The sequence below is a fragment of the Colwellia sp. BRX8-4 genome (assembly GCF_014077345.1).
Classification (GTDB): domain Bacteria; phylum Pseudomonadota; class Gammaproteobacteria; order Enterobacterales; family Alteromonadaceae; genus Colwellia_A.
Genome location: NZ_JACGVS010000002.1, coordinates 67,419 through 90,299 on the forward strand (window position 1 = coordinate 67,419; position 22,881 = coordinate 90,299).

General features: G+C 37.4%; 22 protein-coding genes and 1 tRNA gene. 14 read left to right on the top strand and 9 right to left on the bottom strand.

Translation table 11 applies throughout. The features are described from left to right. Window positions 1-226 precede the first annotated feature (226 nt). Window positions 227-367, top strand: a complete 141-nt coding sequence (locus H4J56_RS02115) for a hypothetical protein (protein WP_182213288.1) — start codon at window positions 227-229, stop codon at window positions 365-367. Window positions 368-595: 228 nt separating this feature from the next. On the opposite strand, the gene H4J56_RS02120 is transcribed toward H4J56_RS02115, so the two are convergent. From H4J56_RS02120 to H4J56_RS02130, 3 genes are all read right to left on the bottom strand, one after another. Further along, the gene (locus H4J56_RS02120; RefSeq protein ID WP_182258784.1) at window positions 596-979 is read right to left on the bottom strand and encodes a hypothetical protein; all 384 of its coding nucleotides are present in this window, start codon (window positions 977-979) and stop codon (window positions 596-598) included. 717 nt (window positions 980-1,696) lie between these two features. Beyond that, window positions 1,697-2,311, bottom strand: coding sequence for a hypothetical protein (locus H4J56_RS02125; protein WP_182258785.1), 615 nt, complete (start codon window positions 2,309-2,311; stop codon window positions 1,697-1,699). Window positions 2,312-2,330: 19 nt separating this feature from the next. Beyond that, on the bottom strand, window positions 2,331-2,573 hold the full coding sequence (locus H4J56_RS02130; RefSeq protein WP_182258786.1) for a hypothetical protein: 243 nt from the start codon (window positions 2,571-2,573) through the stop codon (window positions 2,331-2,333). 366 nt (window positions 2,574-2,939) lie between these two features. On the opposite strand from H4J56_RS02130, the gene H4J56_RS02135 reads away from it, so the two are divergent. Continuing rightward, window positions 2,940-3,515, top strand: a complete 576-nt coding sequence (locus tag H4J56_RS02135; RefSeq protein ID WP_310733824.1) for a PEP-CTERM sorting domain-containing protein — start codon at window positions 2,940-2,942, stop codon at window positions 3,513-3,515. A 64-nt stretch (window positions 3,516-3,579) separates the two neighbouring features. On the opposite strand, the gene H4J56_RS02140 is transcribed toward H4J56_RS02135, so the two are convergent. The 6 genes from H4J56_RS02140 to H4J56_RS02165 form a co-directional block, all read right to left on the bottom strand. Beyond that, a complete protein-coding gene (locus H4J56_RS02140) occupies window positions 3,580-4,152 on the bottom strand; it encodes an inovirus-type Gp2 protein (RefSeq protein WP_182258787.1) in 573 nt (190 codons plus the stop codon). 301 nt (window positions 4,153-4,453) lie between these two features. Beyond that, window positions 4,454-4,888 (bottom strand): hypothetical protein, encoded by a 435-nt coding sequence (locus H4J56_RS02145; protein WP_259368141.1) that lies wholly within the window; start codon window positions 4,886-4,888, stop codon window positions 4,454-4,456. A gap of 8 nt (window positions 4,889-4,896) precedes the next feature. Next, a complete protein-coding gene (locus H4J56_RS02150) occupies window positions 4,897-5,148 on the bottom strand; it encodes an AlpA family transcriptional regulator (protein ID WP_182258788.1) in 252 nt (83 codons plus the stop codon). 73 nt (window positions 5,149-5,221) lie between these two features. Then, complete coding sequence (locus H4J56_RS02155) at window positions 5,222-6,106, bottom strand: hypothetical protein (protein WP_182258789.1); 885 nt, start codon at window positions 6,104-6,106, stop codon at window positions 5,222-5,224. A 1-nt stretch (window position 6,107) separates the two neighbouring features. After that, window positions 6,108-7,346, bottom strand: a complete 1,239-nt coding sequence (locus H4J56_RS02160; protein ID WP_182258790.1) for an integrase domain-containing protein — start codon at window positions 7,344-7,346, stop codon at window positions 6,108-6,110. A 166-nt stretch (window positions 7,347-7,512) separates the two neighbouring features. Next, window positions 7,513-7,589: transfer RNA gene (locus H4J56_RS02165), tRNA-Arg, on the bottom strand. Between the two features lie 183 nt (window positions 7,590-7,772). Between H4J56_RS02165 and H4J56_RS02170 the strand changes: the two genes are divergently transcribed. From H4J56_RS02170 to mraY, 12 genes are all read left to right on the top strand, one after another. Next, a complete protein-coding gene (locus H4J56_RS02170) occupies window positions 7,773-9,680 on the top strand; it encodes a diguanylate cyclase (RefSeq protein WP_182229965.1) in 1,908 nt (635 codons plus the stop codon). Then, complete coding sequence (locus H4J56_RS02175) at window positions 9,680-10,981, top strand: GGDEF domain-containing protein (RefSeq protein WP_182258791.1); 1,302 nt, start codon at window positions 9,680-9,682, stop codon at window positions 10,979-10,981. Before H4J56_RS02170 ends, H4J56_RS02175 begins: the two co-directional genes overlap by 1 nt. A 199-nt stretch (window positions 10,982-11,180) precedes the next feature. Beyond that, on the top strand, window positions 11,181-13,490 hold the full coding sequence (gene parC / locus H4J56_RS02180; protein ID WP_182221136.1) for a DNA topoisomerase IV subunit A: 2,310 nt from the start codon (window positions 11,181-11,183) through the stop codon (window positions 13,488-13,490). Window positions 13,491-13,581: 91 nt separating this feature from the next. After that, window positions 13,582-14,073, top strand: a complete 492-nt coding sequence (locus H4J56_RS02185; RefSeq protein WP_182229967.1) for a YcxB family protein — start codon at window positions 13,582-13,584, stop codon at window positions 14,071-14,073. A 78-nt stretch (window positions 14,074-14,151) separates the two neighbouring features. Further along, the gene (locus H4J56_RS02190; RefSeq protein ID WP_259368142.1) at window positions 14,152-14,949 is read left to right on the top strand and encodes a sulfite exporter TauE/SafE family protein; all 798 of its coding nucleotides are present in this window, start codon (window positions 14,152-14,154) and stop codon (window positions 14,947-14,949) included. Between the two features lie 256 nt (window positions 14,950-15,205). Then, window positions 15,206-15,664 (top strand): division/cell wall cluster transcriptional repressor MraZ, encoded by a 459-nt coding sequence (gene mraZ / locus H4J56_RS02195; RefSeq protein ID WP_070374782.1) that lies wholly within the window; start codon window positions 15,206-15,208, stop codon window positions 15,662-15,664. Window positions 15,665-15,746: 82 nt separating this feature from the next. Beyond that, the gene (gene rsmH / locus H4J56_RS02200) at window positions 15,747-16,688 is read left to right on the top strand and encodes a 16S rRNA (cytosine(1402)-N(4))-methyltransferase RsmH (protein ID WP_070377051.1); all 942 of its coding nucleotides are present in this window, start codon (window positions 15,747-15,749) and stop codon (window positions 16,686-16,688) included. 16 nt (window positions 16,689-16,704) lie between these two features. After that, window positions 16,705-17,019 (top strand): cell division protein FtsL, encoded by a 315-nt coding sequence (ftsL, locus tag H4J56_RS02205; protein WP_182213312.1) that lies wholly within the window; start codon window positions 16,705-16,707, stop codon window positions 17,017-17,019. Beyond that, window positions 17,016-18,794, top strand: a complete 1,779-nt coding sequence (locus H4J56_RS02210) for a penicillin-binding protein 2 (protein ID WP_182213314.1) — start codon at window positions 17,016-17,018, stop codon at window positions 18,792-18,794. Before ftsL ends, H4J56_RS02210 begins: the two co-directional genes overlap by 4 nt. Next, window positions 18,787-20,370, top strand: a complete 1,584-nt coding sequence (locus H4J56_RS02215; protein ID WP_182221133.1) for a UDP-N-acetylmuramoyl-L-alanyl-D-glutamate--2,6-diaminopimelate ligase — start codon at window positions 18,787-18,789, stop codon at window positions 20,368-20,370. The genes H4J56_RS02210 and H4J56_RS02215 overlap by 8 nt, the downstream gene beginning before the upstream one ends. After that, window positions 20,367-21,779: a UDP-N-acetylmuramoyl-tripeptide--D-alanyl-D-alanine ligase gene (gene murF, locus H4J56_RS02220; RefSeq protein ID WP_182258793.1), complete on the top strand. Its 1,413-nt coding sequence runs from the start codon at window positions 20,367-20,369 to the stop codon at window positions 21,777-21,779. Before H4J56_RS02215 ends, murF begins: the two co-directional genes overlap by 4 nt. Further along, window positions 21,773-22,855: a phospho-N-acetylmuramoyl-pentapeptide-transferase gene (gene mraY, locus H4J56_RS02225; protein ID WP_182213320.1), complete on the top strand. Its 1,083-nt coding sequence runs from the start codon at window positions 21,773-21,775 to the stop codon at window positions 22,853-22,855. Before murF ends, mraY begins: the two co-directional genes overlap by 7 nt. Window positions 22,856-22,881 lie beyond the last annotated feature (26 nt).

Consider the following 22,881-nt stretch of genomic DNA (forward strand, 5'->3'; position numbering starts at 1 on the left):
CACTAAACTGCAAACGATATTATGCAAATAAGTGTTTTTTTTGGTATTACTTAGACCAAATGGCTAAAAAGACCATTAATATAACATTCTCTCACTGGTCGATTGTTTATAATTTATCTGTTTTATTAATTTTAAATGGTTGAATTACCAATGTTAATCGTATAGATTGGTTGAGTTTTGTACAGATGTCAAAATAACAACTATAAAACCTGACACAGGAACATTTATGAACAGGTCATCTTCACGAGGATTTAAGCTGACAACAGTGATTTTTGCGGTAATCGTATTGGCTGTTTCAGCGGCATTGAGTAATATCTCAATCGTAGGTGACAAGGAAGTTACAATAGAAAAATCTACCAGTGAGTAGTCGTTGGTAATAAATTATATGAATTTTAAAGGCCTCGTTTACGGGGCTTTTTTATCTCTACTCTGCATTAGTGCATTCTGCACGTTATTTTTGTTTACGACAAATTATAGACCCTCATCCATGGAGGCAATAGTACGGTGCTGTGACCGTATTGATGCAGGAAGTAGAGTAACGCAGTAGCAGTTATCGAGGTGGCAAGGAGTGTCTATGTTCCGAATCAACCAGCGATCAAGCTAGTTCTTTCTGTAGCCATTTAAGTGCTTGCTGGCGACCTAGCTCTAAACCATTAAACTGCTTAACGTTTAACTTATCATTACTACGTTTATTGATAATATCTTCAGTGTTAGCAACACCTTCTTTAGAATAGTTGATTGAGGCTATTGATTTCATATGAATTAGAGAACCCATCGTTAACTGTGCCTCTAGTGAATAGGTGTAAGGATAAATTTTATTGACGATAACACCAAAATCAGTTTTAAAAAAACTACAAAAAAAAGTTTCAATTTCTTCCATCATTTCAATTGAGATATAAACGTCTTTATCAAAAATTACTTCGGCAATTTTTTCATTTAAAAGGTTTATTTGAACAAAACTTAACCTGTGTTTTTCCATTTGGGGACTCATAGTGAAATGTATTTGATGAAGCAACAATTGTAGTCTGTTTTTGGAATTACTAGTAGGCTGATCTACGGATAAATTTATCGAGGGGCTAGCTAATAACAAAATAGTGCTTTTAGGTTAATAGCTGATATTTAGCGATAAAACTACTTATTAAAAGTGGGGCGCAATACTATGATGTTATCTATAAAGTAGATTATGTGATGGCAGATCAATACAGAGTATTCCCTATATTATATGCTTTATAGGTTCTTATGTGCTTGCTATAGAGGCCGATTACGAGCTTTGGCTAATAATTAAAGATGCTGTTTTTTCAGCTTTTTCTTTAATCCTTTCTCTTTTAAAAGATCTATAAATGGTATTTTTAACTAAAGAAAAATTAACAAAACAGGTGAATATTTCATTTAGTGCCAGGTTAATTTTTATTAACCAAGAGCTATTTCTTTGATTGTGACTTTATTATAGCAATGATAAGTGTGAGGGCTGTTATAAGCGGGTTACCTAGCGGTAAAAGGCTAGTTGTCTGTTTTTAAATTATCACTTAGTTTAGTGATTTTGGTGTCCTGAGAGACGTCGTTTTCAATGCTTAACTAATTGTTAAATATCTTGTTTGTGCTTTAGTCTTGTCTCTAGTGTTACTTGGAGTGTTACCATAATCAAAAGTCACTTTAAATGATTCAATCTATGACCTAGGAAAAATCTTAACAAATTTTAACAGTCAGGCATAAAATTATGACCAAACATTGCTTTCATTTGAGTATCAACCATAGGCCAGTATTTATTTTCTAACTCGCTTATCTTATCTCGTTTTAGATTAAAAGTTTTCCAGCGCATCCATTTAGGTTTAGGCCAATAAGCGATTGGTTCAAACATATTATTAACTTCAGGCCAGTCGTAACCCCATAGCTCTTTTCTTAGTTTTCTAATGCGCCTCATTAGTCGTTCGCTTGGTCTTTCACTTTGGCTGGCGTAATGTAAGCCGATACATTGCCGACAACCATAGGCGTATTTAATCGCGTAAAGGCTTTGTCGCTGTTTTTGGCAGTAGGGGCAAGTGATATATAGTTTATTGCTGGCGCTTTTATTATTAAGCTTTAAGGCTATTTGGTGGGCTTTATCGTTTATAGTAAATATCATTAAACGAGTACCGCACTCTAGCGCTGTTAATTTAAATTTTTGATGTTCAATACTAAGAAAGTCAGCATTAAGTGAGTAGCTACCGAATGGCACTGTTAATAGGTTTTTAAATGTCTTAGCAAATATACGATGATACTCACCAGTGTAAGCCCTTTTTTGTGTTCTCCCGTAATGTTGGCCTTTAGGCATAGTTATTTACTCCGAAAAACTAAAGTGAAAAAATATCATCTTCACCTGTTTCTCTACGAGCAGTCATAACCCCAACTTGTTTAATAGGAGCGCATACAAAAGGCATAAGCTTTGTTAAAAAGTTTAACCTTTGGATAGGGTCTTTAATTTCTGAAAGTGTTTCTGGTAAGTTGGTTAATTCATTTTGAATGGCTTGATTAATTAAATGCCTAATATCGCCAGCCATGTATTTATTGGTAGGTATTTGGTTATCTGTTGTCATATTAAAGTTAAACCTAGTTTGTAATAATATTATTACAGTATATCATTTTTATCTTGTACGAAAAATAGGTCTAAGTTCATACTTTTTTTAGGTCTTTATAAGGCTGGTTCTCTAGCTCTAATGCCTTGTATTATCCTTATCTATATGAGGTTGTTGAAATTAGCTAAATCCACAGTCGTATGAAAAACACCCGATTAACGATATGTAAATGTCCGGTTACTTTACAGTGATAAATTTAAGTCTTGATTTATTTTTATTAAGTTTTTGATATTATTGTATTTTCTCTGTTTGGCGTAATTTTTGCTTAGTTCAGCCAACAATAACAGAATACCCCTATTTCAGGGATTTATTATAAAGGAATATGTAGTGAACATAAAAATGTTAAAAGCCGCTGTTGCTGGTTTGGTTTTATCTGTAAGTGGTTTTGCTAATGCTGGCTTGATAACAACAATTGAGCTAGATACAGCAACAACAGGGCTTAACTATAATTTTGATACTGTTGTTTGGGAATGGTCAACTGCTATAAGCGCTGGCACAACAAATACAAGTGACATTGTTAATCTTTCAATGGCGTTATACTTTGGTTCAAATGTGGTTTTTCAAGATGTCATCATACAAAACAGCATCGCTCAAAATCATGTGGGTTATCCAAGAGTTTTAGGGGATATAGATTGGTCTTTTGATTTTTCTTCTATGACTTTGATATCTTTTGATAATTACGGACCTTATTCAAATTTAAATGGTCAAAATCCATACACTACAATGAACGTCTATGGTGGCAGAGGTACTTTTCGCGCCACTCCTTCTGACGATTATACCTCTAATTACGTCACAACTAACTTTACTCAAAGTACTGTAAATAGTGTGCCAGAACCTTCTACCATTGCCATCTTCGCATTAGGTATTATGGGTTTAGCAGCACGTAGATTCAAAAAACAGTAAACTGTTCTATACTCTTACTTTCAAGTAATGAGTAACGAATAAAGCACCATTGATTGGTGCTTTTTTATTGCCTGTCATTTATATTAATGCGACTTGTACCATAGTTTTTAGTTTGCTCAGGTTTATACCCCTTCCCCCTAGCTTTGGCTAAGTAAGATATACGCCAGATAGCATCCTGTATCGACTCGTAATCATTTCTTTTAACATTGTAATAGCAGTTATCAGGAAAGTATTCAGAGCCGTCTAATTGCCGCCATAGCTCTTTAACTTTGTTGGTTACTTCATAAGGAAAGTTAACCTTGTGACCATCAATTATTAACGCATAGTGATAGTGTTGTTTCTTGGCTGTTTCTAGTTCTCTACACCACATAAAGCCGACACGTTTAAAGTTGTATTTACGCTTCAGCCATTTATGTAATCTACGATTAAATGCCGTAATAATGCCGTTATTTTCAGTGTATTCATAAACTCTTAGATCAAACCGTATGATGTGAATTTTGCTATGGTGACTTAACATCGCATCAATCTGGTTAATCATCGCTTTAATGGTGTGGACAATTAACCCACTTCCTTTCGAGTTTACCCACCAAGTTTGACCGTTTACTGCTAATGCTTTGTCTTTGGTTATATATGCCATTAGATAGTTTATTAACTAAGATAACGCTAAAGGATATTATTAATTACCTAGCTCAATGTTAGTTATTACTTACCTGTCTAAACCGCGTGGTTGTAGTTGGTTTATTACAATTACCATAAATATAGGGGTAACAAACCTATAAATAGTGGTTAATAACAATCAACATAAACAGGGTCGTGCTTAACAGGTTTGTAACTACTAACTATTGAAAAGCTGTTAACTTGGTTATACTCTGGTAGTTGGCTAGTGGCTTTGTCGCTAAACTTATTCCACTAGCCAGTTTAAATGAAAGCCTACTTTGTTAATCCTCAGTGGGCTTTTTGCTTTCTATTCGTTGTTCATATTCTTTATCAGCTTCGGCTTTTTCTTTCTCCGCTTGTTTTAGCCGTTTTACCGCATTTCTACTGCCATAGTATGATCGGTCTTTGTATTGTTTTCGGGCAATAGTTCGTGCGTCTTTGTCTTGCTCCCAATCATAAGAAAAGTGCCGTTCATCTAACCAGTAGTATGCTTGTTTCTTGCCTTCATATTCGCTTTGCTCAGAGTGAATAAGCCAGTGTTGATAATATCCACTCATAAGTTGTTGTAGATTAGCCCTAAATCCTCCACCTAATTGATTACATAAATAATCTCTAGCGTGTTTGTTGCCGTCAGATAGAATTAAAAGTAAATCATAAGCTGGGCTATTTGTTTCAGGTAATGCGCCATCAGGAGCGGTAAATATTAAATTATTCATGTTGCCCCCTATGCTGCTTTACGTTGTTTGATTAGCTCAGAAACAAGCAGTTTAATTTGCTCAGGTGTTTGTTCTTCAATACGAGCTTGGATTATTGCTTCTACTTCATGCTTGATATAAGCAACGGCACGATCACCTATCGAGATAGGAGGGCAGAATAGGCCTGCTTTTTCGTCAAGTTGTAGTGCGGATTTTGATCTAGCTGTTTGAGATAAAACAGAAGGTCTGCGTATTAGTTGAAAGTATTTTTTAATAGTCATGTCAGTTCCTTATTGGTTAACTGACTACCTATTATTCACATATAAATTATGATCGCAAAAACAAATATTGTAGTTATTTGTCCATTACTAGTTGTAAAATATTTACTAAGTTTGATTCTACATTTATTTTACTATCAAAGTGGGCAGTAATTAATTTTGTAATTTCTTCAGGCTTGTAACCTAAACTTGTTAAGCAATTTTTGGTGGCTTCTCTATCTTCTATTGTTTTTGTAATTGATTTTTCATCGTTTATTTTACTCTTCCAACGATCATAACCTTTTAAAAAACTATTTATATTCTCTTCGTGGAAGTAACTTAAAGAGGGTATTTCTTCGTGGTTATTATCTATGTATCTGAGAGCAAAATTTTTTAAATCGAAGTCACTCTTATAATCTTCTCGTATTACGCTAAAATGAAATTCAGAATAAACCTGCTTTGAAGTCTTTCTTTGCGCATAATTACCAGCACGTTTTATAAGTTTTCCAAAAAACACATCCTCTAAAGTTAAAGTGCCATTTGACAAATAATATAGATTAAAGCATTTATATAACGAAGATAAAGTTTCAGGTGTCGGAATTTGACCATAAAGAATGTCGTTCATAAATAAATCGACTGGATTATCAATAATATAATTTGATTCATTAACCTCTGATAAACGTCCTCCTATTTTCAAAAATTTACTTTCAAGCAAATTTAATTCAAAAGAACCAAATGATCTAAAATTATTTAAATCATTTAAATTTGATGTAAACGATGGAGTTAAATCATTTTCAAATAAAGTATCACTAGTAATTAAAGGGAATGTTTCATTATTTTTTATTCTCTCATAGCAATTATTACTCCATTCAAATGAATTGAAATAATTACTTTCTAATAACCCATGATTAACTAAATCTAGAATATTTGATTCTTCATATGTAATTTCATCATTTAAATCATCTAGAAGTTCATCGTCCATATTAACCTCTTAAATAAGCTATTACTTTACTGGTTTTTGGCATACCTGATTGAGCCTGTTCTATATGCTCAGACCACCAAGCCATCATTACTCGCCTTCGCTCTAAGTATTCAGCGTGGTTATAAGCGCGTCTTACTTCGTTTTTATCAACGTGTGCTAATGCCGATTCAATAACATCAGCATCAAAACCTTGTTCGTTTAATGTGGTGCTGGCGAGAGAACGTAAACCATGCGCCACTAATTTGTTCTTATAACCAATACGCTTTAATGCCATGTTTGCTGACTCGCGGTTAGCGTGGCCTTTAAGGTTTCTATCGGCAGGGAATATGTATTCATTGTCGGCACTAACAGGCTTAATACGTTCTAATATTGCTAGGGTTTGTGGCGTTAAAGGTACAACGTGTGGCTTGTTCATTTTCATTACATCGCCAGGAATTCGCCAGCATGCGTTTTCAACATCAATATCAGCCCACTTTGCTGTAGCGGCTTCGTTTGAACGCACCATGGTATGAAGCTGCCATTCAATTAATAAGCGTGTTACTAGCCTTAGGGTTGAATAGCTTAGATCTGCCATTAGCTTTGGTAATTCTTCAGGCTTTATAGTCGGGTAATGTTGTTTCTTTGGTGCTTCAAAGGCTTTTAAAATGCCTGTTAATGGGTTGGTGTCAATCAAGCCTACATTGGCAGAATAGGTCATAATTTCATTAAGGCGTTGGCAAAGTCTTTTAATAACAAACAAACTGCCTTTATTAGCGATTGGCTTCATCGCATCAATAACAATAACAGGCGTTAAAGCGGTAACAGGGTGCTTACCTAGTTTTGGGAATATATGATTGTTAAGCGAGTTCCATGTGTCGTTAGCGGTATTTTGGGCAATGGTTTTCTTCTTTAATTCAAACCAATCTTCAGCAACCTTTAAGAGAGTATTGTTTAACTCTGCTTTTTTGCCTTCGGTAACTTCTTCTTTATGGGTTTTAGGGTCAATATCTTTAGCTAATAACTTTCTCGCATTAGTGCGCTTTTCTCTAGCATCAGCTAATGACACATCGGGATAATTGCCAAAACTAATATTTGCCCGTTTTTTGGTAAAAGGGCGGAAATAGTTAAAGATCCATAATTTAGAGCCTTGAGGTTTAACTCTAAGCGCCAAACCGTCACCGTCAGCAAGGTTGTATTCTTTACTTTTAGGTTTGGCTTTGTTTACTTCTGTATTGGTTAAAGACTTAGTTGTTTTTGCCATAATTGTAACACTGGAAACTCAAAGTAAGGGCTGGTGTTACAATGAGTGTTACAATAAAACGTGATTATTACAAGTTCTCTTTAAGCGTTAATAATCGCTAAATACTCTGATGGTATTGTTTTTAATGGGATTTGTGAGGTTTGTTGATCGTTATGAATAGTGATTTTGGTGTCCCTGAGACGATTCGAACGTCCGACCTAGCGCTTAGGAGGCGCTTGCTCTATCCAACTGAGCTACAAGGACATTATAACGCAAAAAGCGTTGTTAATTTATCTTAAAAGTTGTTGTTGTTCTAGTTTTATTTTCTCTGTATGCGGATGAAAAATAATTAATTAGAAATAACGGTTTATCATTCGCTTTAAATCGTTTTATACTGCAACTGAAGTTGATTAGACTATGGCTAAAACTATAAATAAGAGGTTGAATTTGTTAAAAAAACGTTACAAACAAGTTGCCTTGGTTTTTTGGTCTCTGTTAAGCGCTTTGTTGATAACAACGCAAACATTTGCAGATAATGGCACAACCAATCGTGACTTTATCTTTTTTGTTGAACGCGTTGAAAAATTACAAAATACCAATGTTACCGATGCACTTGCGCTGTTAGATTCTTATCAAACCAACATCAATGCGTTAACCGTTGGGAACCAGGTAAAGTATTACCAAGTACTGTCAGAAGTTTATATTGAAGCCTCTCAATATAAATCGGCGTTTAGCGCCGCATCACAAGGGTTAAAAATAGCACAACATTTAACTAGTCCTACAATATTGATTTCACAACTTTCATACTTACGTGGCTTTTCTTTAGAAAGTTTAGGTGATGCTAGTGGCGCGGTTGAGAATTATTTGAATGGCTTAGAAGTTGCCGAATCCTTAGATGCTAAAAAATTTATTGCCGATGGCTTTATCAACTTAGGTGCTATTTATTACCTAACTGAACAATATGAAAAGTCGTTGACTATGCTCAATAACGCGCTGGTTATTGCCAATACTCTAGATAATGAAGAACTTAAAGGTTCCGTTAACAGCGAGTTGGGTATTTTATACTCTTATATGTATAACCCTAAAAAATCGATAAAATTTTACCAAGCGTCTTACGAACATTATAAAAAAGCGGGTATGGCACTCTATGCGTTAAATAGTTTACAAAATATTGCAGTGAACTACATGGATCAAAGCCGATATGAACAAGCTATCGAGCTATTTGAAGAAGTCATAGCCAGTGCTAATAAATTTAGTAACAATGAAGTTATAAGTGGAGCTTATACTCGTTTGTCTATGTCACACGCTAAGAAGAAAGATCCTGATTTAGATGTTGCTTATCAATATATTACCCTTGCTGAACAATACCTAAAAGGTGTACAGCAACATAATGCCTTATTATTTTTTAACGTTAATAAGGCATACGTACTTGAAGCCATGGAACGATATGATGAGGCGCTTGAAAACTTAGCTGTCGCTGAAAAAATATTAGCAAAAAATAGTCAAACAAAAAATACTTTTTCAAATTATCACTTGATGTATTTGCAGTCTGAAATTTATTATAAAACACAAAGATATCAGCAAGCTTATGAAAAACAATCTCAATTTTTAACGCGTTTATTTAAAGATCAAGAAAACATAAACATGGAACAAATTGAAGAGTTACGATTAAGTTTTGAAAGCAAACAAGCAGACTTAAAAAACAAAATACTTGAACAGGAGAAGTCTGTACAAATAATAGAACTTAACGATGTGACCTACTACGAAGAAAATTTACATTTGTTGATTATTTTTGTCGGTACGGTGCTTGTCATACTCGCTTGGTTTTTGCTTAAAATGTTACAAAGCCAAAAACATCTTGTTCGAATTAGCCAAGTTGATGATTTAACAGGTGTTGCTAACCGCCGGCGTTTAATCGAGTTGGGTGAGCAAATGTTTACGCGAGCGGAAGAAGAACAGACACCTTTTAGTATATTAATGCTCGATGTTGATAATTTCAAAGCGATAAATGATAGCTTTGGTCATAATACTGGTGACAAAATACTCAAAGATATTGCTGACTTGGCTAACCATATTATGCGTCAAAGTGATTGTTTTGGCCGTTTCGGTGGCGAGGAATTTATTGCTTTATTAGCGAACACTTCACCCGAAAATGCTTATGATTTGGCTGAGAGATTACGCTTGAGTATTCAAAATAAAGTTTGGTCATATAAAAAACTCACTGGGGTTACGGTCAGTATTGGTATATCTTCTTACCAAAAAGGAAGTACTACAAGTTTTGCTCAACTGATAAAAGACGCGGATATTAATATGTATCAAGCAAAAAATTTAGGTAGAAATAAGGTGTGTTTTTAATGAAGCATTACTCTTTTTCTAATATATCACTGTGTGTCTTATTGAGCTTCTACTTGGCAAATGTAGCATTTTCTTCAGTAGCGCAAGCTTATTCAGTTGACGAAGCGTTAGCTGCAGAAGAAAATAAGAGTGACAATGCGCCTGCTGAGCCTGAAAATATTTTGAACAATAAAGAGCCGTTACCAATTAATGCTCGTATTTTGTCTTTGTTATCACTGGTTCAACAAAACGATCAAAAAGATGCTGTGCAAGTTACCGGTATTTTATTACAACTAGAAGAAATCAACTCAACTTTTAACGCCGCAGAACAGTATTTAATATTTTTGATACACGCTTTAATCGAGCACCATGCACAACAGGATAAACAGGCTATTGCTTGGCTTGAGAAGACATTAAACTTACGAGATGAAATCCCTGAAAAGCAGCTTTATTTACCTGAATTCTCTGAAGTGAATCTGATTTTTGCTCGCTCATTTTCTGCTTTGGGCGACTTTAAGCAAGCGTTCGATTATAAGAAAAAATATATAAGAAATGGTTACCAATACTTTGATGGAACACGAGCTGATAAAATTAAAGATCTTAATAAAACCTATGCAACTGATGAAAAAATTAAACAAAATGAATTATTAGCCAATCAAAATAAAATTAAACGTTTAAAAATTATTGCCGCAGAGAATAAAAAGTTTGCTCAGCAACGTAATATTTTAATACTAGTTGTCACTGTTATTGTTTTCTTTGTACTTCTATTGAGACAAATAAAAGTCAGAAAAAAATTAAAATATTTAGCAAAAGTAGATAGTCTAACTAACTTATATAACCGACGTACTTTGTTTGAAAAAGGCGCTGAAGCAGTTGCCACAGCGGTCAATGAAAAACAGAGTTTAAGTGTCATTCTATTAGATATAGATCACTTCAAAAATATAAATGATACTTACGGTCACGATATTGGTGATGAAGTTATTAAAATAATTGCCGAACTAGGCAGTGAAACTATGCGCTCTCGCGATCTTTTTGCCCGATTAGGTGGTGAAGAGTTTGCCGGTATATTACCAGAGGTAGGCTGTGCTGAAGCTAAGGCAATAGCCGAGCGTTTACGTGAAAAAGTGGCAAGTAAAGACTGGTCTGAATTTAATATTAACGAACAACTATCGGTATGTATTGGCGTTGCTTGTTTGGAGCAAGTCGAGTCAAATTTTGATGACTTACTTAATGCAGCTGATATAGCGATGTATTATGCTAAAGCTAACGGACGCAACCGCGTCTGTCAGTTTAATGATGAAGGCCAAAATAATAACGATTAATTTACAGGTTTTGATAAAGAAGTGTTTTCCTGCCTTGTCTCCCTATTGTCATTCAAAATGTACTCTCAAAGGCGCATCTTGATTGGCAACAGCTATATAATCATATAAGCTAGAGTCTAGCTAAATGTAATCTAAAAATAATAACCAAAGTCACGGGTAGGGCTACTCCCTAACAGGTTGACAATTCAGGAATTAATTCATGTCAGACGCGCTTAATTTTAGCCTCGAAGGTATTGAACAGCGACCACTTCGACAATTTACCGAAGAGTCTTATTTAAACTATTCGATGTACGTGATCATGGATCGAGCTTTACCACATATTGGTGATGGCTTGAAGCCAGTTCAAAGACGTATTGTCTATGCGATGTCTGAATTAGGTTTGTCTGCCAACGCAAAATATAAAAAATCAGCGCGTACTGTTGGTGATGTGCTGGGTAAATTTCACCCACATGGCGACTCTGCTTGCTATGAAGCTATGGTATTAATGGCTCAGCCATTTTCATATCGATATCCGCTGGTTGACGGACAAGGAAACTGGGGCGCGCCAGACGATCCGAAATCTTTCGCTGCTATGCGTTATACCGAATCACGTTTATCACGTTTTAGCGAAATATTACTTGCCGAATTAGGTCAAGGCACCGTTGATTGGACACCAAACTTTGACGGTACCATGAATGAACCTAAAACCTTGCCTGCTCGTTTACCTCATATACTCTTAAATGGTATTACCGGCATCGCGGTTGGTATGGCTACCGATATTCCGCCCCATAACGTTCGTGAAGTGGCTAATGCATGTGTGCATTTAATTGAACAACCTAAAGCGGAAATTAGTGATTTACTTGAGTATGTCAAAGGTCCTGATTACCCCACCGATGCTGAAATAATTACACCTAAAGCCGATATTGAAAAAATATATAGAACCGGTAAAGGTAGTATTAAGATGCGTGCCATCTTTGAGGTTGTGCAGGGTGATATTGTTATTACAGCTTTACCTCATCAAGCTTCTGGCGGCAAAATACTTGAACAAATTGCTGGGCAAATGAATGCGAAAAAACTACCTATGGTGGTTGATTTGCGTGACGAGTCTGATCATGAGAATCCAACCCGTTTAGTGGTGATCCCTCGTTCTAATCGAGTTGATATAGAACAATTAATGAATCACTTGTTTGCCAGTACCGATTTAGAAAAAAGTTATCGTGTTAATCTAAACATGATTGGCTTGAATAATAAACCTGCAGTAAAAGACTTGCGGGTTATTTTATCAGAATGGCTGGTATATCGTCGCGAAACTGTGCGTCGTCGCTTGCAGTATCGTCTCGATAAAGTGTTAGCTCGTTTACATTTATTAGACGGTTTATTGATCGCCTATTTAAATATTGATGAAGTTATCGAAATTATTCGAAATTTTGATAAACCCAAAGAAGAACTGATTTCTCGTTTTGATTTATCAGAACGTCAAGCAGAATCAATTTTAGAAATTAAGCTTCGCCAACTTGCTAAACTTGAAGAAATTAAAATAAGAGCAGAGCAAGCAGAGCTTAATATAGAACGTGAATATCTTGAAAAAATATTAAACTCAACAGCGCGAATGAATACGCTAATGAAAAAAGAAATTCAAGAAGCGGCTGAAAAATATGGTGATGACCGTCGTTCTGTTCTTATTGAGCGCAGCGAAGCAAAAGCACTATCTGAAAAAGATTTAGTCCCCAGTGAAGCCGTTACCGTTGTCGTTTCTCACAAGGGTTGGGCGCGTTGTGCCAAAGGTCATGATATTGAACCCGAAGCGCTGAGTTATAAATCAGGCGACAGCTACTTATGTTCTTCAAAAGGGCGCAGCAATAATCCTGTGGTCTTTATTGACTCAACGGGGCGTGCTTACACCACCGACGCTCATACATTGCCAACGGCAAGAAGCCAAGGTGAGCCGTTAAGTGGCCGTTTTAGCCTATCGACAGGAGAAACGTTTGTCACGAGTTTAATGGCAAGTGATGAAAGCAAATATTTACTCAGCAGTGATGCTGGCTATGGTTTTGTTGGTAAATTTTCTGACATGATCAGCCGCAATAAGAATGGTAAAGCATTATTAAGCGTGCCAGCAAATGCCAAAGTGAATACACCATTACCAATTGCTAATATTGATAATATGTTAGTGCTTGCCATTACGTCTGAAGGTCGAATGCTGGTATTTCCAGTTAAAGACTTACCGATACTTAGTAAAGGTAAAGGTAACAAAATTATTAATATTTCTGCAGCAAGAGCGAAAAGCCGTGAAGAATTTGTTTCGATACTAAACGTTATTTCAGCAGAAAGTTCGGTAACATTGCACGCGGGTAAACGTAAGTTAACCTTAAAAGCCAGCGATGTTGAACACTATCGTGGTGAGCGTGGTCGCCGTGGCAATAAGTTACCAAGAGGTCTACAACGCGTTGACCGTGTCGAAGTGGGTATGATCGCCGAAGAAATTAACATTGAAGACGTGGTAATTCCAACAGCCAATGATGAGATATAAGTAACCGTAACTTTTAATCACTATTTACTTCATCATTTATTAAAAACTCAGGTAAAATAACATTATTATTTTACCTGAGTTTTTTATCTTTATGTCACAGCCTTTTACCTACTCAACAACCTACGAATTAGACAAAGCCCATTTTCAAGAATGTTTTAGCGAATCTGTTGTCATCGTTACTTCAATAAGCGCCTATAAAAAATCAATTGCCTTAACCGTTGCTGGAATGTTGTTAGTACTGTTTACCGAAATGAATCCCTATGCAGCTTGGTTTGTTTTTGCTTTAGGTATTCTTGAAGCCGTCAGTACCTATTATCAAAAACCGTGGTGGGTGATGCGACAAATGCTCAGTAAAGCCGCCAAAGGTAATGTTGATTTAACGATTGATGAACAGGGCATTGTGAGTAAATCATTTTACGCTAGCTTGACATTATTGTGGTCAGACGTGCAATTAATACAAAACACCCAGCTAGGTTGGTTAATAAGACACGCTCAGGGGCGTAGTTACATTTCTAATAAAAATTTATCGGCAGCAGCGATAACATTCCTTACCGATAAACAGGCTCAGCAAAGTAAGCGTTAATATTCAGTGAATTTTTTTCGCTTAAATAACCCTAAATTTATTTTATTATTCATTTCGATTTGGTTTGGCATGCTAGTAATGTCTCCTATAGCTATCGAAGACATTCGTGAGTATGGGGTCTTTAGTTTTATTGGCTTACTTGGCGGTATTTTTGCCAATTCAACGGGAGCAGGTGGCGGGGTTGTCTTTATCCCATTGTTTAATCAACTCAACTTTACTGAACAACAATCTATAGCGACCAGCTTTGCTATTCAATGTTTTGGTATGACTGCCGGCGCTTTTACTTGGTGGTTTCATTACCATAGTGAAAAAACACAATTACGTTTATGGCAAGGGTTTAAACGTATTATCAGTGTGACCACAATAAGCTCAATTATGGGTATTTGGTTTGTTTATGGTAATCAACTTAGCTCACCCACTTCTTTGCATCACAGCTTTAGCTGGTTCTCTTTAGTGCTTGGCCTATTTATAATTGGCACTATCTTCTTTATTAAGCCACATCGCGAGCGTAGCCAACTCTACCTTTTTGATTGGCTCGCTTTAACCACCATAGGACTATTTGGTGGTGCGCTTACCGCTTGGCTATCGGTAGGTGTTGGTGAGTTATTGGCTATTTATTTAATTCTTCGACGTTTTGACATTAGTATGGCCGTGGCCGCAGCCGTGATTGTTTCAGCTTTTACTGTTTGGTCTGCCATCTGGCAGCATACCTTGATTCAATTTGAAATTTATTGGCAAGTGGTGCTATTCGCAGGTCCAGGTGCCTTGCTTGGCGGTATTTTTGCTAAGACCTTAGTGACGCACCTCTCAGCAACTAAGTTGAAATTATTTTTTGCTTTTTGGTTGTTAATAATAGGACTCATTGGTATCAAGTAAGTAGTCGCTAACCGCTCATCTTTTCTTCGAAATTAGCTAAAAAATTAATTGTATTACATATTCTGGGGCAAGGATCCACAAAACCCCACAAATTCATCAACTTTGCTCAAAGCCTTAATTTTATTGGCGTTCGGCCAGATCATTTATACCAATCTTTGCTTGACATGACTTCACTTTTCTCACTAAACTGTATCAATGTGGGAATAAGTGGGAATTAGTGGATCTTAAAGGATTACTAAAATAATAAAGCAGGATTATGTTTAGAGGCACAAGCGCAATTACGCTCGACAGTAAAAATAGAATCACGGTACCGACCAAGTACCGCGAAGAGCTATTTGCCGATTGCCAAGGAAAAATGGTTTGTACCGTTGATATTCAACATCCCTGCCTACTACTTTACCCGCTTCCTGAATGGGAAGAAATAGAATTAAAATTGTGTAGTTTATCGAGTATGAACCCACAAGAAAGATTGTTACAGCAAGTACTTTTAGGCAATGCTTCTGATTGTGAAATTGATAAGAGTGGTCGCTTATTGATTAATGGTCCGTTGCGTTTACATGCCAATTTAGAAAAAGGTGTGATGCTGGTAGGACAATTAAAGAAATTTGAAATTTGGAGTGAAAATGCCTGGCAAGCGCAAATGCAAAAAGGCATTAGCCAAATTCAGTCGGGTGAAATTGAACTGACTGACCGCTTGTTAGACTTATCACTGTAAATAGCAAAAATAAGACTAAAAATAGTTAATAACCCGATACCGAATTGATCACTTGGTATTCAGTAACATGGTGTTACCCAAAATGAAATTAGATAATTCACATATCTCGGTATTGCTTGACGAAGCAGTGACCGGACTCGCAATCAACCCCGATGGTACCTATATCGACTGTACGTTTGGTCGAGGCGGGCACTCAGCCCTTATACTTTCTCAACTCTCTGAAAATGGTCGGCTTATTGCCATTGACCGAGATCTTACGGCAATTAAAGCAGCAGAAAAATTTGCTGACGATGCTCGATTCACTATTGAGCACGAAGGCTTTGCCGACTTACAAAACATTGCTGAAAAGCATCAATTACTTGGTAAAGTTGACGGTATTCTCCTTGACCTTGGCGTGTCTTCGCCACAGCTTGATGAAGCCGAACGTGGCTTTAGCTTTATGAATGATGGCCCATTAGACATGCGTATGGATACTTCGCGTGGACAAACCGCAGCAGAATGGATTGCTGTGGCTGATGTTGAAGATATTACTTGGGTACTACGTACTTTTGGTGAAGAAAAACACGCTTGGCGAATTGCTAACGCCATTGTTGATACACGTGAAGAAACCCCTTATACCCGTACTAGTCAGTTAGCCAAAATCATTCAAACGACAGCACCACAACGCGAAATTAAAAAGCACCCAGCGACACGAAGCTTTCAAGCGATCCGTATTTACATTAATAGTGAGTTAGAGCAAATTGAAAAAGTACTTGCGGCATCATTATCAGTACTTGCTGAAAATGGTCGTTTAGTGGTTATTAGCTTCCATTCATTAGAAGACCGTCTTGTTAAGCAGTTTATGAAAAAACACTCGCAAGGCAAAAAAGTGCCTCGTGGTTTACCGATCAGTGAAGCAGAATTGAATAAAGGTAAAAAATTAGAACTTGTTGGTCGAAGACTAAAACCCAGTGAAAGTGAAGTTGAAGAAAATAAGCGTTCACGAAGTTCAGTCATGCGGGTTGCAATGAGATTACCGCTTTAATGCGGCTGATATAGTTATGGCAAACTCAAAAATGGCATTGCCATTAGAAGTTTGGTACGACATTCAGCGACATATATTTATATATCTGTTGTTAGTTATGGTGGTTATTTCGGCATTTTCGGTGATTTACTTCACCCATTTAAATCGTCAAACCACCAGTGGTTTAGAAATATTATTAACAGAAAGAGATGAGTTAGATATTGAGTGGCGTAATTTATTGTTAGAGCAAAATAGCCTAGCTGAGCACAGTACGATAGAAAGCAAAGCTAGAAAATTATTACAGATGAAAAGACCGAATATAAATTCGGAAATTATCATTCAACAACAATGAGCAAGTTAGTGAAGAAACAAGTAGATAAACAGCAAATTTCGGTGGCATGGCGTTTTTACGTTGTGGTCGGCCTAATAGTGTTTGTTTATGCAGGTTTGTTGGCTCGCAGTGCATATATTCAAATCATTGAACCCGACATGTTGAAAAAACAGGGAGATATGCGCTCATTACGTACCGCTGCTCATACCGTACAACGTGGTTCAATTGTCGATCGTAACGGCCGTGAACTGGCGATCAGTGTCCCGGTTGAAACCGTGTGGGCAGATCCTAAAATTATCATGGACAACAATGCGCTAGCAATGAAAGAGCATTGGCAAGCACTTGCCGATGTTTTAGGGCGTAATGTTAACAAACTAACTTCACGTATTGTTAAAAACCCAACTAAACGTTTTGTTTATGTTGAACGTAAAGTATCGCCAGCAATGGCTAAATACATTAAAGAATTAAAAATACCGGGTATTCATTTACGAAAAGAATCAAAACGCTTTTATCCGTCAGGAGAAATAAGCGCTCATGTTGTTGGCTTTACCAATGTAGATGACAAAGGTATCGAGGGTGTTGAACGCGTTTACGATCAATTACTGACGGGAACTGACGGCGAAAAACAATACCGTAAAGATGCTAAGGGCCGTAAAATAGAAATACTGTCTGAGCAAGAATCTACTCAGCCCAAAGATATCGTTTTGAGTATTGATCAGCGTATTCAAGCCATCGCTTATAAAGAATTAAAAGGTGCGGTAAAAGCATTTAAAGCGACATCAGGCTCAGTCGTTGTTACTAATGTTCATACCGGCGAAATTTTAGCGCTGGTAAATAGCCCATCTTATAATCCTAATAATCGTCGAAACACAGCGATCCATCGTTTTCGAAATCGAGCGATCACCGATTTTTATGAACCGGGTTCAACCTTAAAACCTTTAACTGCATTAACCGCCTTAGAGTTTGGTTCGGTAAAAGCCGACAGCATTATTGATACCAGTCCAGGTTGGATGCGTTTAGGTGGCCGCAGAGTTGGCGACCCAATTAACCGTGGCAAATTAAGTATTACTGATATTTTGGTGCATTCATCAAATATGGGCACGACAAAACTAGCACTTTCAGTACCGAAAGAATTTTTACTGAATAAATTTTTTGATGCTGGCTTTGGCGAAGAAACGGGTGTTGGCTTAGTTGGCGAAAGTTCAGGTATTATGCATGATCGCCAACGTTGGTCGAAATTTGAATTAGCGACCTTATCTTGGGGACATGGTGTTGCGGCAACCCCGCTTCAACTAGCACGTTTTTATTCAACCTTAGCTAATGGCGGCATTAAAAAGCCGCTCACTATTATCAAAAAAGATACCTTGGATACTATTCCACTTCGAGATGTACGGATTTTTTCAGAGCAATCGAGTGAACAAGTTGTTGGCATGTTAGAAAATGTGGTTAATGAACATACCCCAAATGCTAAGGTAGAAGGTTACCGTGTTGGTGGCAAAACGGGCACTGCAATTAAAGCTTTCGCTGGTGGCTATGGCAATGAATACGTTGGCTTGTTTGCTGGTATGGCACCAATTTCTGATCCTGAGATTGTGGTTGTTGTTGTTATTAATGAACCTGGCGGCGATTTATACCATGGTGGCGAAGTTGCTGCCCCTGTCTTTTCAAGAGTAATGAAAGGCGCATTGCGGGTATTAAATATTGCTCCAGATGCAAAGCGTGTTGCTGATATAAGACCTGTGGTCAGTGAAGACAAGCCAACAATGAAAGTAAAACAGGAGCATGCCGATGCCTAAGTTTACTTTTTCATTGAGCCAAGCACAATTATTTGACGTTTTTAAACGGTTTAATTTACCGTTACCCGCATTGGCTGAACGGGCTTATTTCCCAATGAATTGTGGAGATTTGATTAATGATACCCGTAAATTAAAAACGGGCGATGTCTTTTGTGCGATTATCGGCCATCAGCAAAATGGTAATGATTTTATTAACCAAGCCGTATCATTAGAGTGTGGGTTAATCATTGCTGAATGCAGCCATGCCAGCCAACATGGTGAAATTGTTTATTTAACGACAGAAAATTCAGATAAAAAAATAGCACAAGTCTATTTCTATCAACTCAATGAAAAGTTATTTTCATTTGCTAAGGGGTATTATCAAAGTCCACAAGATAATATGACGATTATAGGTATTACTGGCACCAATGGTAAAACCAGCACCAGTCAAATAATCTCAAAATTATTAGCGAGTTGCCAACAAAGAACAGCGGTTATAGGCACCAATGGCGCTGGACAAATTGAATCGCTACAATCCGTTGAAAATACGACACCGGCAGCAACACAGTTGCATCAGTTAATGGCTGAGTTCTCTGCAGATCATTGTAAAAATGTTGCTATGGAAATATCTTCTCATGCACTTGAGCAGCGGCGTGTTATAGCAAATTTACTTGATATTGCCGTGTTCACCAATTTGACACGCGATCATCTTGATTATCATAAAACCATGACAAACTATGCGGACGCCAAATATCAAATTTTTAGTCATGATGCCAAACAAATAGCCATTATTAATGGTGATGACCAGCAAGGTAAACAATGGTTAGCGCATTGGCCAAATAAGCAAAGTCTTATTGTTTATGGTAAATCGGCCGCAGTTACTCAATTTTCAGCTTATGCCCAAGCCAGTGAGATTAAAACCCATGCTAATGGTGTTCAATTCATCTTGAATACCCATCTTGGTCAACAAGAAATTGACAGCGTGCTAATGGGCGATTTCAATATTGAAAATTTATTAGCGGGTATTGCTGTATTGATGAGCAAAAATATTTCATTAAATGATATCGCGTTAGCGGTTAAAGCATTAACACCGATTGTTGGCCGTATGGAAACATTTAAAGCCAATAATAAAGCGACCACTATTGTTGACTATGCACATACTCCCGATGCATTAGTCAGTGCACTGCATGCTTGTCGCCACCATTGTAAAGGTGAGTTATGGGTGGTGTTTGGTTGTGGAGGAGACAGAGACAAAGGTAAGCGACCACTAATGGCGCTAGCAGCCGAGAATGGTGCTGATCATCTGGTGTTTACCACAGATAATCCAAGAACAGAAAAAGCTGAAGATATCGTTGCCGATATGCTCGCGGGGTGTCTTTTTCCTGAAAAAATCACCGTTTTACTTGACCGCGAAGCCGCGATCAAAGCTACCTTGGCAAAAGCAAAGGCTGATGACATGGTTTTACTTGCGGGTAAAGGCCATGAAGACTACATCATAGTAGCTAATGAAAAAATTAATTATAACGAACGTGAATTGGTTAAAGCCATTTATGACGTTTATCAACAACAAAGTAACACTGCAGGAGCAATATCATGATCCCATTATGCTTAGCTGAAATTGCTTTAGCCGTTGATGGTAAGCTCGTTGGAGAAAACATCACTATTGATAGCATTAATACCGATAGTCGAGCATTAGCAAAGGGTGAATTATTTCTTGCGCTCAAGGGGCCAAATTTTGATGCACACCGTTTTTTGAATCAGGTGATTGAATTAGGTTGTGCAGCCGTGATTGTTCAAGATGATTGCCAACTGAGTATTCCTCAAATTATTGTTGAAGATACGCATAAAGCCTTAGGCAAGATAGCTGCTTATGTGAAAGAAAAAGTTGCCCCTAAAACGGTTGCTATTACCGGAAGTAGTGGTAAAACCACAGTAAAAGAAATGGTAGCGGCAATTTTATCACGCTTGGGTAAGGTATTAGCAACAAAAGGGAATTTTAATAACGATATTGGTGTGCCACTCACCTTATTGCGCCTTGAGCCACAGCACGAATTTGCTGTGGTTGAGTTGGGTGCAAATCATATGGGTGAAATAGCTTACACCTCAGCATTAGTGAAGCCTGATGTTGCTATTATTAATAATATTGCCGCGGCTCATTTAGAGGGATTTGGCGATTTATGCGGTGTGGCACGTGCAAAAGGTGAAATTTTTGAAGGCCTAAGCAGTGGCGGCATTGCTCTATATAACCAAGATTGTAAATTTGCCAATAAATGGCAATGGCGTTTGGTTGACAAAAAAGTAAGAACGTTCTCATGTGAACAAGCTGCTGACTGTTTCTCAAGTGATGTAATACTTGATGATACAGGTTGTGCTGGCTTTAAGCTTAATACTCACTCTGGCAATACGTTCATTGAATTAACGGTGCCGGGGAAACACAATGTTTGTAATGCGGTTGCTGCAGCTGCGATTGCTTTAGAGTTTGGTGCTAGCCTTGACGATATTCGTTTAGGCTTGGCTGAAATGTCACCGGTGAAAGGCCGATTAAATTTACATCAGTTAACACCCACGTTTAAATTAATTGATGATACTTACAACGCAAATGTTGAATCAATAAAAGCGGCTAGCGATTTATTGGCTAGCTACTCAGGCCGACGCATCCTTATCCTTGGTGATATGGGCGAATTGGGCGCACAAGCTCGAGGTTATCATCATGAAGTTGGCGATTATGCTAAACAATGCAAAATTGATGATTTACTGACGCTGGGCGTGCTGAGTCAAAGTTCAGCTGATGCTTTTAATGGCCAACATTTTAGTGACAGAGTGTCGTTAATGCGTTGTTTAACTTCTTTATTGGAAAATGAGCAGCAAGCGATCTCTATCTTAGTCAAAGGATCACGTAGTGCCCGTATGGAAAATGTAGTGCAAGATATTATTAACTGGCGTAAAAATTTAGAACTCTCTTCGTCAACTTCAGAACATAAATCATCGGAGATAAGTTCATGCTAGTTTGGCTAAGTGAATATTTAACACAGTATTACAGTTTTTTTAATGTTTTTTCTTATCTAACATTTCGCGCCATTGTAAGTACATTAACCGCGTTAACTATATCTTTGTACTTTGGTCCTAAGCTGATCCGTTTCTTGCAAAATATGCAAGTGGGTCAGGTTGTTCGCGATGATGGCCCCGAAAGCCATTTGGTGAAAACCGGCACGCCGACTATGGGTGGGCTGTTAATTTTAGCCGCTATTGTGGTCAGTGTTTTACTCTGGGCCGATTTAAGTAATACCTATGTTTGGGTCGTGCTTTTTGTTATCACCAGTTTTGGCCTAATAGGCTTTGTTGATGATTATCGAAAAGTTATTCGCAAAGACCCTAATGGTTTAATTGCGCGTTGGAAATACTTTTGGCAAACCGTTGCGGGTTTAGCGACAGCCTTGTTTTTATATTCTCTTGCTCAAAGTCCCGAAGAAACAAGTTTACTTATTCCGTTCGTTAAAGACGTATTACCTCAACTGGGTATTTTTTACGTTGGTATGACCTACTTTGTGATTGTTGGAACCAGTAACGCAGTTAATTTAACTGATGGTTTAGATGGCTTAGCAATAGTACCAACGATAATGGTCGCCGGCGCTTTTGCTATTTTTGCCTACATGACAGGACACGCAAACTTCTCTGAATATTTAAATATTCCCCACATTGCGATGGCGAGTGAGTTAGTGGTTGTTTGTACGGCTATTGTTGGCGCAGGTTTAGGATTTCTCTGGTTTAACACTTACCCTGCACAAGTATTTATGGGCGATGTTGGTTCTTTAGCACTTGGTGCAGCCTTGGGTGTTATCGCGGTTTTAGTTCGACAAGAATTAGTGTTGTTCATTATGGGCGGTGTTTTTGTTATGGAAACGGTGTCAGTTATTTTACAAGTTGGCTCTTATAAATTACGTGGCCAACGTATTTTCCGTATGGCGCCTATTCACCATCATTACGAATTAAAAGGCTGGCCTGAGCCAAGAGTTATTGTCCGTTTTTGGATTATCTCATTAGTACTGGTATTGATTGGTTTAGCGACATTAAAACTACGCTAACAATGATTGATTAATAAATCGTTTAA